11 protein-coding genes are annotated in these 13,279 nt (G+C 45.5%); 4 read left to right on the top strand and 7 right to left on the bottom strand.

The window, feature by feature from the left end:
• Window positions 1-183 precede the first annotated feature (183 nt).
• The gene (locus KXJ80_RS17345; protein WP_099457713.1) at window positions 184-1,758 is read left to right on the top strand and encodes an RCC1 domain-containing protein; all 1,575 of its coding nucleotides are present in this window, start codon (window positions 184-186) and stop codon (window positions 1,756-1,758) included.
• Between the two features lie 56 nt (window positions 1,759-1,814).
• Here KXJ80_RS17345 and KXJ80_RS17340 read toward each other — a convergent pair whose 3' ends face one another.
• The 6 genes from KXJ80_RS17340 to KXJ80_RS17315 form a co-directional block, all read right to left on the bottom strand.
• Window positions 1,815-2,495: a helix-turn-helix transcriptional regulator gene (locus KXJ80_RS17340; RefSeq protein ID WP_099457714.1), complete on the bottom strand. Its 681-nt coding sequence runs from the start codon at window positions 2,493-2,495 to the stop codon at window positions 1,815-1,817.
• Window positions 2,496-2,536: 41 nt separating this feature from the next.
• Window positions 2,537-3,811: an L-cysteine desulfidase family protein gene (locus KXJ80_RS17335; protein ID WP_099457715.1), complete on the bottom strand. Its 1,275-nt coding sequence runs from the start codon at window positions 3,809-3,811 to the stop codon at window positions 2,537-2,539.
• Window positions 3,812-3,833: 22 nt separating this feature from the next.
• Entirely contained in the window at window positions 3,834-4,217 is a 384-nt protein-coding gene (locus KXJ80_RS17330; RefSeq protein ID WP_037416092.1) for a RidA family protein, read from the bottom strand.
• 638 nt (window positions 4,218-4,855) lie between these two features.
• Entirely contained in the window at window positions 4,856-6,475 is a 1,620-nt protein-coding gene (locus tag KXJ80_RS17325; RefSeq protein WP_099457716.1) for a methyl-accepting chemotaxis protein, read from the bottom strand.
• Between the two features lie 44 nt (window positions 6,476-6,519).
• On the bottom strand, window positions 6,520-6,930 hold the full coding sequence (locus KXJ80_RS17320) for a type 2 periplasmic-binding domain-containing protein (protein WP_099457717.1): 411 nt from the start codon (window positions 6,928-6,930) through the stop codon (window positions 6,520-6,522).
• A gap of 9 nt (window positions 6,931-6,939) precedes the next feature.
• Window positions 6,940-8,016: a hypothetical protein gene (locus KXJ80_RS17315; protein WP_037415766.1), complete on the bottom strand. Its 1,077-nt coding sequence runs from the start codon at window positions 8,014-8,016 to the stop codon at window positions 6,940-6,942.
• Window positions 8,017-8,473: 457 nt separating this feature from the next.
• Between KXJ80_RS17315 and KXJ80_RS17310 the strand changes: the two genes are divergently transcribed.
• From KXJ80_RS17310 to KXJ80_RS17300, 3 genes are read left to right on the top strand one after another with little or no spacing between them, the layout of a single operon-like run.
• Window positions 8,474-9,613 carry a transglutaminase domain-containing protein gene (locus KXJ80_RS17310; protein WP_218738182.1) on the top strand — a complete coding sequence of 380 codons (1,140 nt, stop codon included), beginning with the start codon at window positions 8,474-8,476 and terminating at the stop codon, window positions 9,611-9,613.
• Between the two features lie 16 nt (window positions 9,614-9,629).
• Window positions 9,630-9,947 (top strand): mercuric transporter MerT family protein, encoded by a 318-nt coding sequence (locus KXJ80_RS17305; protein ID WP_218738611.1) that lies wholly within the window; start codon window positions 9,630-9,632, stop codon window positions 9,945-9,947.
• Window positions 9,944-10,276 carry a heavy-metal-associated domain-containing protein gene (locus tag KXJ80_RS17300; protein ID WP_144345644.1) on the top strand — a complete coding sequence of 111 codons (333 nt, stop codon included), beginning with the start codon at window positions 9,944-9,946 and terminating at the stop codon, window positions 10,274-10,276. Before KXJ80_RS17305 ends, KXJ80_RS17300 begins: the two co-directional genes overlap by 4 nt.
• 37 nt (window positions 10,277-10,313) lie before the next feature.
• Here KXJ80_RS17300 and KXJ80_RS17295 read toward each other — a convergent pair whose 3' ends face one another.
• A complete protein-coding gene (locus KXJ80_RS17295) occupies window positions 10,314-13,277 on the bottom strand; it encodes a DEAD/DEAH box helicase family protein (protein WP_218738183.1) in 2,964 nt (987 codons plus the stop codon).
• Window positions 13,278-13,279 lie beyond the last annotated feature (2 nt).

The raw sequence follows: 13,279 nt of genomic DNA, 5'->3' as shown, positions 1-13,279 counted from the left end.
AATAAAAGCAGCGAATATCGCTGCTTTTCTGTTTTAAGGGCGATGGAATATCTCGACTTTAGGGCAATGTCATTTTGCTCGTTCTTTAGTTACAATCGCCCAATTATAGTGAGTGCTCAGCCATCGATGTTGTGCATCCGTTTAAACTCAGTGAGAGTTTGTCGTTACGATAAGGATATAGTTGTGGAAAAAAAACAGGTTCCCTGGGTTGGTGTGGCGCTAGCAATTTTTGCCTTAGGTCATGTAGTTAACTTGCTCATTGATAAACAAGATTCTGAAATATCACCTGAATTAAAGCAGCAAATTTCTGACACGATCTTAGCTCATCGGCCATCAACCGCCATGAATAATGTTGTCACTTCCACCCCGAACAACCTTGAGCTTGTTGACGATTCGCCCAAAATCCCGATGCCCGCTCAGTTAGCCCAAGTGAGTCAAATCTACAGTAATCTCAGTGCATTTGCGGCGCTCAAGCAAGATGGCACTGTGGTGGCATGGGGCGAGCCTGACTGTGGCGGCGATATCAATAATGCCGCCGAGCCTCTAGTCAATGTAAAACACCTATATGCGGCAGAGGATAGCTGTGGTTTTGCGGCCTTAACCCATGACGGAAAGCTTATTCCTTGGGGAATGGCGATGAAGCAAGTGCTGACAGGTGTTCGTTCTTTTGTGTTGGGAGAGGTGCTGTATGCGGCCATCAAACAAGATGGCAGTGTAGTGAGTTGGTCTAACTTGGATTCAACGCCTGCCGAACTGATCTCGGGGCAATATGCCGCGCCTGCTATGACCAATATTGACACAGTGTTGATTAACAAAGGTGCCTTTGCTGCCTTAAAGCAAGATGGAACTGTAGTCACTTGGGGGGGCGCCGATTATGGCGGCGATAGTCGTCACGTAGCCTCTGAACTTACCCATGTCGATTTGCTCTATGCTAATGATAATGCCTTTACCGCGAGGACAGCGACAGGGAAATTAGTGTCTTGGGGCGGGCTCAGCGATGAGCAAAAAGGCCGTGAACAATTAGCTAAACTTAGCCAATTAGCGCCTGCCGTGAAAGTTGTTAACACCGATCATGGGTTCGCGGCACTGCTGGCGGATGGCAGCGTATATTCGTGGGGTGAGGGCGAATTGACTGAGTATCATGCCGCGTTTCCAGCGCGTTTATCTACCACAAGTCGCGCCAATAAAGTAATCGATATTTATGCAAATCGTGGTGCGTTTGCCGCTCTAACCATCAGTCGTCAACTGTACGTATGGGGCAGTAAATTCAATGGTGCCGATACGTCAGTCATACAGGAAAAGTTGCAAAACATTGATAAGGTTTATCCCTTTGATGAGGGATTTGTCGCGCTACGTCGGGATAATACGGCCGTTGCTTGGGAAGGTTGGGACTTGGGACAGCATCAACCACGTTATCAAGAAATCCCGCAGGTGGACAAGGTGGTGACCTATGAGCGGGAGTTTGCCTTTTTAAAACAGGATGGCACTGTGGTTGATGGTCACTCTGGACCTAAAACTCAAATCACTCAAGCATCGGATATTTTCCCGACAGGCTTTGGGTTTACGGTTAAACGCCAAGATGGTTCTATTGCTGTATGGATGGGTGAAGAGCCTGCGATGACGTTAGATAAGCAAGCCGTTGATTTGAGTCAAATGCGTGAGATTCGAAGCAATTTGTTTGATGCCATTGCGTTAATGGCCGATGGCACGGTACAGGCATGGAATATGATGGGCTTGAGCGGACAAGCCTCGCAATAACGAGCGCAAAATACTAAAACGCAAGGGCTAAGGTTATTAGATCTTAGCCCTTTATTTTAGGCTGAGGCTTTGTCGTTTTCAGCTTGATTGGCTTTGATTTCACGCAAATAGCGGTAAATGGAATGCACTGAAATCCCCAATCGAGTCGCCGCGACTTGGGCGCTATCCTTGAGTTCAAAAATCCCTAATTCATGGAGTTGATTGACGATTTCGCGACTTTTTTGTGAAGGTGAAATCGCAGCGTTAGCACGAACTTCGTGATTCACACTGTCAATCGCACTATGTAGCGCCTCATCAATATTGCGTGCGAATACTTCGGGTGAATGGGTCTGCTCATTGCTAAACAGTTGTTCTGGCATCATAGTGCGCAGGACTGATTGCAATGGGGCATCCATATCCGTGTTGATACAGAGCAATCCAATCGGTTGATCTTTGCTATTGCGGATAATGGTGGTGGTTGATCGGAGTGTTTTACCGTTGGCACATTTTGTCAGGTAAGCGTTAGAAATATCTTGTCCCGATTTTAGTTTTTGTATCGCAAGATTGGTAATCGGCGCGCCAACTTCTCGCCCGGTTATATGACCATTGGCAATTTTAACCACCGAAGGATGCTTAGCATCTAAGCTGTGCAGCACTACCTCTGTATGCTGGCCATACATGGCGGCAATCCCATCGACGATATTTTCGATCGACTTGAGTATATCCAGATCGCTTTGGGTTAAGTCATGTAATTTCATCATGTTAGCCTTTATTCAGAAGCCTATCAGGAATAACCATCTTACTCTGACATGATGTTAATAATGGTGACATCCGTCGATGACATACCATTAAGGACCATTCTGCCAATGTTCTTAATGGTCTTCTCAACATCTTTGGCAATGATGCCTTGCCCAGAAACGTTTTGGCTGTTGAGCGCCATTAAGAAGGAGCGCACCGCCGCACTCGATGAGGTACTGACCTTCATAGCGCAGGAGGCTTTCGCACCATCACAGACCATACCCGAGCTGTCGCTGATAACGTTTTGAATCGCAAAGCAGGATTGCTCGAAACTGCCGCCTGCTAAATACACCATCGCCATAGAGGCGGCGGCGCTGGTGACCGTATTGCCACAAAATGCCGATAATGGCGGGTAGTGTGACTTAATATAAATCGCCCCTAAGTGGCTCATGATGAGTGCGCGCGCCAGTTTTTCTTCACTGACTTTATAACACTGAGCGGTGATCACTACCGGAATCGTGGCCGCAATCCCTTGGTTACCACTGCCTAAATTGCTCATGGCGGGCAGATTAGCGCCGCCCATACGCGCATCGGAAGCTGCCGCAGTTAGCATCACAATTTTATTGAGTAGGTCTTCGCCAATAATCCCCGCGGCAATACCGTTTTTCATGGTGCGGCCGACTTCTAATCCATAGGGTTTGGACATACCTTCATCGGATAATTTGCTATTTAACTCAGAGGCTTTAAGGATAAATTGGATTTCTTCGAAGGGGACTTCTTGAGCGAAGTGGTAAATCGATTCAATATTGATATCGACGCCGTCGCAGATTGAGCCTGTAGCCTTGGCTTGGGCGTTATCGGCGGTAAATACTAACTCACCATTTAGGCGCTTTTCGGCTATTAAAGTATGGCCGCCGCAGATTTTTACCATGGCCTCTTGTTCACCCGCGGTTAATGTCACACAGCAATAGATAAATTCATCGGTCGCGGTACGCTCGACTTTTACTTTACCCGCATCAATAAGGGTTTGTGCTTGCGCCACTTGCTCTGGGGTGACGCTGGCAAGGACTTCTAAGCCCGCATCGGCATTGCCAGCAAGTGCGCCAGCGGCGGCGGCAATTGCAAGACCTATTTTACCTGTTCCAGGCACATAGACGCCCATTGAGTTTTTATACAGATTATCAGAGACCTGCACTGCAATTGCGTCTGGATCACCAGTCAACAATGTGCGTGCAACCGCCGCCGCGTAAGCTGCGGCAATCGGCTCTGTGCAGCCTAAAGCAGGTTTAACAACTTGGTTGATGATGTGAATATACTGCTGCCATTGGGGTTTCATCGGGCTACAACCTTACAGATGCTTAATCGTTAACGTGGGCGATGGCTTCGATTTCCACTTTGACACCCAGTGGGAGATCCTTCACCGCAAAACAGCTGCGCGCTGGGCAGTCGGTTTTAAAATAGGTTTTATAAACGTCGTTAAAAGCGGCAAAATCACTGATTTCGCTTAAGTAACAAGTGGTTTTAAGTACGGTTTCAATGCTGCCGCCGCCAGCTTCGAGCACGTATTTTAGATTCTCAAGGCATTGCACCGATTGCTCGCTGATGCCGCCATCAACCACGCCACCTTTGTCTTTGCATACTGGCAGTTGTCCTGAGGTAAAAATAAGGTTGTTATAGCGAGTGCCGTGGGAATAAGGGCCAATGGCCAGAGGCGCGTGTTCTGCGTGAATAATGCTTTTCATGATTGAATCACCAAAGTCTAAATTTGCAACATTATTTGCATTTTTTGGCGATAGAGCAATCGTTATTGCAAATATTTTTGTATCCTTAGAAAGTTTTTGTGTTTTTTATTTAGCTATATCAGATTGTTATGTTTTGTGATGGCTGCTATTGGAAACACTCAACTTGGCTTTGACTCAAATGAATTTGCATTAGATAGCGGTTTTATGACTCGGTAATACCCTTGTTAGCTTTAACTCTGGTTAATAGGATTAATAGGATTAATAGGATTAATAGGATTAAGCCCAAATGAATCCGAGCGAAGATTTTGGCTAGATTCTAAAACTGTTGCCAAATTTAGTTGAATACTACAAGGTGAGTTTACGCGGTAATCGTGAGCTTATTGCAAGTCCATTGAACGTAGTTATCATTGCAATAAGCTGTTTGATATATATTTATCTGAGCTTGGGGTCTTCTGGCAAACGCTTACTCTTACTTTTTGTCATAAGAGCTGCTCGACATTGAAGTAGAATAACTAGGCGTTATTCCTTGTTTCACGAGCACGATCTTGCCATAACGAACAACATTTAATCTCCAAACATCCCATACGCCCGAGAAATGAGCACACCCTCAAAGCTTGTTTGAAGGTGTGTGAATCAAGCTAAAGCTTAAACTGCGAAGTCGCATTCTTCAGTTCATCGGCAAAATCGACTAAGCCTTCTGACACATTTCGCACCTGTGACAAAATCTGTAAGGTTTCGTCAAAGGAAGCATTCATACTAACCACATTATTCACAACGAGAGAGGCGACAGAAGCTTGTTCTTCGGTTGCAGAAGCAATATTCGTGTTCATTCCATTAATACTGACGATTTGCTCTTGGATTGATTTTAAGGCGAGGCCAGTATTTTTCGCATTGGTTTCATTTTCTGAGGATTTGGTTAAGGCGGCATTCATGGTATTGACGGAAGAAACCGCGGCGGTTTTAAGATTTTGTAATACTTGACGGATTTCAGTAGTTGCATCGGCGGTTTTAGAGGCTAGGGCGCGCACCTCATCGGCGACGACCGCGAAACCTCGGCCTTGTTCACCCGCACGTGCGGCCTCAATCGCGGCGTTTAGCGCTAACAGATTGGTTTGTTCTGCAATCGAGGTAATCACATTTAAAATTGAGGTGACATTTTCAGTATCTCTAGCTAACTCATTGATAGAATTTGAAGCAACTTGGATTCCTTTGTTGAGATCTTGGGAGATATCTATGGTTCGTTGCACCACATTCATGCCTTGCATGGCTTCTTTTTCGGCAACTTGGGCGGCACTGGCGGCTTGTCGAGCATTTTGCGATATTTCAATCACGGAATGACGCATATCCTCCATTGAAACTTGCACTGTACTCGCATCTTGGCTCTGTTGCTGAGTCGCTTTAGTCGCATCTTCCATCCGCTGTTTTAACGAATGTGAACTCTCTAACAGCGGGTCTGTTACGTTCACTACTTGGAGGATGGAATCGGCAAGTAATCTTAGAAAACGATTGAAGTTGCTGGAGACTTGGCCTAACTCATCAGTGCCAGAAACAGTGAGTTGATGATTTAAATCCCCTTTGCCATCAGCGAGTTCTTCAAGCGAGCGGGCAACGCTATGGGCGGCGGAGCTAATCGAGCGAGCAATTGCAATGGTCACAATAAACATCACGATAAGTAATGCAATACCAGAGGACACTGTTAGCCACAGGCTTTGCTCTGATCTGTCAGCGGCTTCTTTGATCGCTTGTTTAAACTCAATGATTTTACTCTGTTTGTAGGCTTGTACCTCATTGAGAACCGCTTCAAAGGCTTGGGACTTTTCTTGGCTGATTTGGCCAATATTTGCCATATCGATAGTCCCAGCCAGCATGCCTTTAGCTAGCTTTAGCGTCATGTCATTGTAGCGGGTGAGTTTATTAGATAAGCCGTTTAACTGATTTGCCTGCGAGGGATCAACGCTATCAAGCTGTAGTAGATTCTTACGAACTGACTCGTACATATTTTCCGCGTTGGTCAATAAATCTTCATCTGCAAAGGAAACCGATTGGGTATAAAGTTCATCGAGTCGTTGCACAAAAAATACGTTTTGATTGGCTAACTCTACTCTTTGATAAACTTGTTGCTCCATATAATTAAGCGTTGCGCGATTTTTATTAATTGAAATAACACTAATGCTTAAATTTAATGTGAATATAACGACAGCTAAAATAAAAATTGCGCCAACTTTTTTAAAAATAGAAACGTTGTTAAAAAAATTCATTATCAGCCCCCAAAAGGTGCCGGAGTATACTCCGGCACACCAACTTAAAATTCGGCAACCACTTTGACCGAATCATTGGCCTCACTACTATCAATATAGCCAATAATATTGGGGTTTGAAGAAACAAGTTTAATCATTTCTGCCCCACTAGTGACTTCTTTGGGCGGTGTTCCTTTACCGGTAAATACTTTTTGTGACCAATAGGATTTGAGTTGACTCGATGATTTACCTAAGACTTTTGAGTCAAAGGTTTCCCTTAATGGTACGGCACTGTCCAAATTCACTGGAACAGCTGAAGCACCGTTAGGAAAGGTTTTTGTTTTTCCTAGATAAATGTTTTCTATTGCTTTTTGATCAATAGTATCGTCATTGCTCGGATGAACAATTACCACCACGCCAGCCCAAATGGGCATTGATACTAAGCTAAGTAGGATTGAGCAAAGTAATTTTTTCATGTCTCTCTCCTAAAATACCAAGTCAACGCCGAGGCTGATGGATTGCGAGTCTCCGGCGACCTTCATGCCTGGGCCGCCTTCATCTTTTACATCATCGTATTGAATTTTAAAGGCTGCTGAGGGATGGAAATCCCAGCGAATTCCCGCAGATGTAGTGTGATGAACTTCCCCACCTTCACCATCATCAAAGTCAGAATACGAGACGAAAGGCATAACTGAATTAATGCGGTATCCCAATGTGACCAGATAAGTATCTAGATTACTACCATCGAGATCTAAGCGATTCAGCTCAGATAAAAATAAGAAATTGTTATAGTCAATATTTACAGATAGGCCGTAAAATTTGCCTGTTCTTTGTTTATTGCCGTTCCATTCTTGTTGTACGCCGCCAATATAACGTTCATTGGTATATTGCATATGGGTTAAACGAATATCTAACCAATCACGGTTAAATTGTACTACGATGCCGCCAATATCTTTCCAAACTTCACGGGTGTTCTCTAGGAAGAAGAAATCAGAAAGTAATTTATTGGGGTCACTATCTTCACTGCCGTAATAGACCTGTCCTGACATAGTCCATTCACCCATTAAATAGTTATATAACGCGCTAACACCCGTGTAGTTAAAGACTTGCCATGTGTAGTTATCTGCTGGTGGACGGATCCAAGGATAAGCATATCCCACGTCGAAAAAGTCACTGTAATAATAGAGTGGCAGTCTTTTTTTACCGCCTTGTACCGTCCAGTGTTCATTTAATTCGTAGGATAAATAGGCCCACTCAAAATCGGCTGAAAAGTCATCGGCACCTCGGGAAACCACCTGAGCAGTGGCGGATAATCCTTCAAGTAAATCGGCTGAAAATTGAATACCAAAAAGTGTGTCGGGTTTAAAGCTGATATCTTCATCGTATGCGCCCACGAGTGGATAATCAGCTAGGAAGGTTGGACCAAGGTCAAACTCTGCAACGCCAGTGCCATCTATTACTCTACCCGCAACCACTGAGGCAAAACCTGAAATATTCACTTCGGCTTGGGCACTGGTGGCAAGTAAGAGAGAACAGAGACTGAATAACAGTTTATGTTTCATAGATAAACCTACTTTGTAAGGTATGTGCATTTTTAAGCCTAGAATGAATGTGGTTTTTTACCATTATTTTTGGAACAATTTTGCAACAATTACGTCTAAGTTTCATTTTCCGGCAGAGCTTCAGGGCTTTTTTACTTTGATTTTGATTTATTTGGTGTTTAGTCATTTTGACCATGCATCAGTTAAGAGGCTGTCGAGCCAAACATGGATAAGTAATGTGTGACAACGTTTTTAAGAGTACTGAATTGATCGACCGCTAAACTCAATACCTTTGCGACAAAATGTCCCACTTATCTTAACTATTCTTGCATTTATGTGCTCTTTAAGGGGTTTTTGGTACATCGATCCCATTCCTATCCACGACACTATTGAGGTGCAGATGGGACTTTCTATAATCGCTATCAAGTACTTTAGTGGTCTCTTTTTTTCTAATACTTATCCATATAAGGAATGTCTAATGCAAAGGCGTGATTTTTTGAAAGGTGCAGCGATTTTGTCGGCAGCGGGAACCGTGATGCCAGTGTTGGCGGCGTCGACCCAAGCCAGTTCAATGGTCGATAAAGCCTGCGGCCGTCGCCGTTTTACCTTAACCAATACCTATCAATTAGTCGCGCCAGAAGGCTCATCCGGTGTGGTGAAGTTATGGGTGCCGCTACCCGAAAACACGGCCTTTCAACAGGTTGAAAAACTTAACTTTAGCGGCACTTATCAAGATGCTTATATCAGTGCTAATAACCATTATGGCGCCAAAACCCTGTTTGCGACTTGGCCCGATGCTAAAGGTAAAATGACCTTAACATTAGAATTAGTGATAGAAACCCAAGATTGGGAACCCCTTAAAAGCGGCGAGTTAAGCCATTATCGCGCGCCAGTAAAACCTGAGTATCCTGCTGAAGTCGCTATCTACCTTAAGCCAACCAAGCATATGCCAGTGGACGGTATCGTGAAGCAGACCGCCGATAAGATTGTGGGTAAAGAGACCGAACCACTCAAACAAGCACAACTCATTTATAACTGGGTGAGTGCCAATATGTACCGTGATAACAGTGTGATAGGTTGCGGTAATGGTGATGTGGCCGCGATTCTTGAAAGTGGCAAACTCGGTGGAAAATGTACTGATATCAACTCAGTGTTTGTGGCGCTGATGCGCGCAGTGGGTGTGCCCGCCCGTGAGATGTTTGGAATTCGTTTAGGCCAAGCGATCAAGATGGGGAAATACTCTAAAAAAGCCTTTGGCAGTGCTGATGACAAAGGGGTTGCCGATGTCACTGGTGGCCAACATTGCCGTGCCATGTTCTACCTTGCTGGTTATGGCTGGTTACCCGCCGATCCTGCGGATGTGACTAAAATGCGCCTCACCGAGAATAAAGAACATAACGACCCTGCAGTGCAAGCGGTGAATGACTACCTATTTGGTAACTGGGAAATGAATTGGGTAGGCTTTAACTATGGCCGTGACTTTGACTTATTCCCCGCCGCAGAGCAGACTCCACTCAACAATTTTGGTTACCCTTACGCTGAAGTGGATGGCGACCCTGTCAATTACTATGAGCCAAAAGTATTTGCCTATGACTACCAGTCAAGCGAACAGCGTTAAACAGCTGTTAGCCACCATGACCGCCGCAGTGATTGCGGCGATCGCCTCCAGCCTTTGTTGTATTGCGCCCTTAATCTATTTAGTGTTTGGCGTCTCTGCGGCGGGGCTGTCGGGGTTATCGAGTTTAGGTTGGTTACAAGTACCCATGTTGAGCCTGTCAACAGGGCTTATCTTGTTTGGGTTTTGGCGTTTGTACTTTGCCAAAAAACCGCTTTGTACCGGCAAGTTTAGCCGAGGACAAATGTTGCTCATCTACTGGCTTAGCGTGCCGATTGTGTTGGCCTTTCAGCTGTATCCCTTTGTTTTACCTTGGTTGCTTGAGGTGTTTGAATGAAGCCACTATCACGTATCACAGGATTTTCCACACGATTAACCACACTATCGACCCTATTGGTCATCACATCATTGGGATTTACGTCCTTCACTTGGGCAGACAATCTGTTGGTCACACTCGATGTTAAAGGCATGACTTGCCCATTGTGCGTCACCGTCGTCAATCAAGCCCTGCGCAAAACCGATGGCGTGATTAAGGCCAAAGCTAATTTGAAAACTGAGCAAGCGGTAGTGACAGTTGCTGAGGATTATAACCTCGACAATCTGCTAAAAGCTGTTGATGCCACCGGATATAAAGGCAGCATCAACAAGGTTGAAAAGCAGAGTTGAGAAGCTTTTAGCCGTTCGAGTGAATCGTTAGTACAGGCTAATCTTGGCTTTCCAGAACGGTTTTTAAGCGCGCAAAGGTTTTCATTGAGTCCGTGGCTAACATTGTTTGATAGGCTGGATTTTGGGCGTGTAGCTCATATTGATTCGGTGCTGTTTTTCTAACAACGCGGAGCAAATACTGGTTATCACCCGTATCGTCTTGGGTTTCAATCGCCATGGTCAGGTTTGAGATCGACCCTGCACTTTCTGGCGTAACCCATTCCAGCAGCAATAAATCGCCATCTTGAATTGGATTTTTACCCCCATTCATCGAATTGCCCGATGCGGGGGCAACAAAGTGCCGTTTCGGATCAAGTAAACCATGGCCTTCAGGGACACAATATTGCTCGGCATTTTGCGCTGAACCGTGCTTAAAGTGGCCACAGGCGATTTTCAGTTCAGGATAGAAGGGCAGCAATGTTCCTTCGGTAGTTGGAGTTGACTCAAAAGGTAACACCTGCGCCAGTGGTTTTGCTGTCGTGTTGGTATTTCTGGTGTTGTTAGTGCTGGCATTGCTCTTGTTCGCCGTGGCTTTTTGCTGCGGGCGCTGTACATATTGCGCTAAACGCAAATCGACTAGCTCTTGTACCCAGTCATGCAGCAGTTCGATATCTGCTTCATCTATTACAAATGTGGCCACAAAACGCTGCTTAGCGCCTATTTGAAACCACGGCGGAGTTTTACTGTTGGCCTTTGTAAAAGCCTTAATTGGATTGTCTTTCCAATAAGTTAGCCAGCCTTTATCCTGAGCCTTAAATTGTTTGGCTGCCTGCGTTAATTCCTGCGCCATTAAATCGGGTCGGCGACAAAATACGGCATGGCTACGCTCGGCAAGTGCCGCAAGCGTGGGCGGATTGCGTAAACCATCGAGTTCGAGCAGGGCTTCGAGCAAAATGGCTTTGAAGGATTTTGTCATGGTGGTGGTTTCAACTCCATGCAGCAAAAAATCACCATAATGCGCCACCATGTCCGTGAAGCGCGGTTCAGCCTCTTGGCTGGCCACGAGGTGGAACCAGCTTTGTGCTTGTTGACGCACTTTATTCATCTCAACCCCGTGATGGTAAAACTCGCTGGCGGTGGGACGATGGGCTAACTGGTTCGCAAGTTGTTGATATTCTTCTTGCACAGAAAAGCGCAACTGTTTAACTAAGTTTTGCCAAAATTCAATCAGTTCAAGATCAAAATTGACATGGCAACCTTTGGGCAGCGCGTTGACTTGATTGAGATTTTTTAATACTTCCCGCAGACTGCCAAGGTTGTATAGCGTTGTCGGCCGATTTAAAAATGACTCGTGATTACCAATAAAATCAAGCACAACCAGTTTTTGCTTTTGGGTTTGATGGCTAAGACGCAATCCTCGACCTAACTGCTGTAAAAACAGAATTTTTGACTCGGTTGGACGGATCATCAAAATGGTATCAATCGCTGGCAGATCCGTGCCTTCATTAAATAAATCGACGGAGAAAATAACTTCGATACGCCCTTGTTCTAAGCGTTTTAGCGCTTCATTTCGGCGCACTTTTGAGTCGCTGTAAACGGCGATGGCGTTAATGCCTTTGCTGGTGAAATACTTCGCCATAAAGTCAGCATGTTTTTTGGAGACACAAAAGGCTAAGGTGCGACTTTGCTTACTGTGTTGCCAATGATGTAGAACATGGGCTGCGCGGCGTTGGGTGGCAAGGGCATTATCCAAAGCGTCGGGATCAAACTTGCCGTTTCGCCAAGGGATGTCTTGATAATTGACCGCTTGATCGTAAATGCCGTGATAATCAAACGGCACCAGTAATTTCCCATCAATGCCATGCACTAGATTGCGTTCAAACACGAGGTTGTTATCACATAAGCTAAGGATATCCGCTTGATCCGAACGCTCTGGTGTGGCGGTTAAACCAAGGAGAAATTGGGGACGAAAGTAGGCCAGCAGTTGGCGGTAACTTTTAGCTGCCGCGTGATGGAATTCGTCCACCACAATATAATCGAAATGATCGGCAGCAAAGCGCTGTAGATGCTGTTGCTTGCCAAGGGTGGCTACCGATGCAAACAGATAGTCCGCCTTTTCATCTTGATTCAAGCCATTATACGAACCTGTTTTTGCTTCAGGCACCAATTGATTAAAGGTCTTTTCCGCTTGAATAAGGATCTCTTCTCGGTGGGCAACAAACAGCACCTTTTTGGCCTCAGTTTGCAGGGCATCAAATGCCGCCAACCAAGTTTTACCCATGCCGGTTGCCAGCACTACTAATCCTCTGGTGAAACCTTGTTCACGGCTCGCCTTCAGTGCCGCTAATGCCTCCATTTGTACGGTATTGGGCGTGGGCGGCTCGATATGTTCTTGTTCTTCGTAAAGACTAACGGCGGCAATACCTCGTTGCTGCTTAGTGTGCTGGTAGCGACTAAGGTAACTATCGATCCACGCATGGGTCAGCGACTGACTCTGATTGTGGTTAAAAATTGCGTCAAACTGCTTACGGATATGGGCAAACTCAAGCGCCGCGGGTGAGGTGAGTGGCGGTTCAAAATCATGGCGTAAGGCCCATTCATGGCTGTGTAATAACGCGGTTTTACTGATGTTATTGGAGCCTATCCATGCGCAACCTTCGATGATTTCTTCCTGCTCGCTACGGATAAAAATGTACGACTTCATATGAAAGCTTTGCTGGCCGCACACAAATATTTTGCACTGGGCACCACGTTCGGCCAGTAGCATCAAACGGCGCAGGGCAACAGGATGGCTGATACAGAGATAATCCGACGTTAGCAGTTTTAAGCTGGCACCACTTTGTAAGGCATCGAGCAGCGGATCAAACAGTAAATCGAGACCTGAGGGTTGGATAAACGAGACGGAAATTTCGATTTCACTGGCGTGATTAATGGCTTGGATCAGCCTTGGTAGCAAGGGATCGTTTGCACCGCCGTAGGACAGTTTTTTGCCTGAGTGGAGTGAGGTTTGTTGTTCTATCATGG

The organism is Shewanella xiamenensis (assembly GCF_024971755.1).
In the GTDB taxonomy this organism is placed as follows: domain Bacteria; phylum Pseudomonadota; class Gammaproteobacteria; order Enterobacterales; family Shewanellaceae; genus Shewanella; species Shewanella xiamenensis.
The sequence above is the reverse complement of the archived record's forward strand: the minus strand, read 5'-3'. Positions and strand labels throughout refer to the sequence as shown.

What these genes read in the sequence shown, in the direction of transcription:
- KXJ80_RS17340 (WP_099457714.1), bottom strand. Translation starts at nt 2,495, where the DNA reads ATGAAATTACATGACTTAACCCAAAGCGATCTGGATATACTCAAGTCG.
- KXJ80_RS17335 (WP_099457715.1), bottom strand. Translation starts at nt 3,811, where the DNA reads ATGAAACCCCAATGGCAGCAGTATATTCACATCATCAACCAAGTTGTT.
- KXJ80_RS17330 (WP_037416092.1), bottom strand. Translation starts at nt 4,217, where the DNA reads ATGAAAAGCATTATTCACGCAGAACACGCGCCTCTGGCCATTGGCCCT.
- KXJ80_RS17325 (WP_099457716.1), bottom strand. Translation starts at nt 6,475, where the DNA reads ATGAATTTTTTTAACAACGTTTCTATTTTTAAAAAAGTTGGCGCAATT.
- KXJ80_RS17320 (WP_099457717.1), bottom strand. Translation starts at nt 6,930, where the DNA reads ATGAAAAAATTACTTTGCTCAATCCTACTTAGCTTAGTATCAATGCCC.
- KXJ80_RS17315 (WP_037415766.1), bottom strand. Translation starts at nt 8,016, where the DNA reads ATGAAACATAAACTGTTATTCAGTCTCTGTTCTCTCTTACTTGCCACC.
- KXJ80_RS17310 (WP_218738182.1), top strand. Translation starts at nt 8,474, where the DNA reads ATGCAAAGGCGTGATTTTTTGAAAGGTGCAGCGATTTTGTCGGCAGCG.
- KXJ80_RS17305 (WP_218738611.1), top strand. Translation starts at nt 9,630, where the DNA reads ATGACCGCCGCAGTGATTGCGGCGATCGCCTCCAGCCTTTGTTGTATT.
- KXJ80_RS17300 (WP_144345644.1), top strand. Translation starts at nt 9,944, where the DNA reads ATGAAGCCACTATCACGTATCACAGGATTTTCCACACGATTAACCACA.
- KXJ80_RS17295 (WP_218738183.1), bottom strand. Translation starts at nt 13,277, where the DNA reads ATGATAGAACAACAAACCTCACTCCACTCAGGCAAAAAACTGTCCTAC.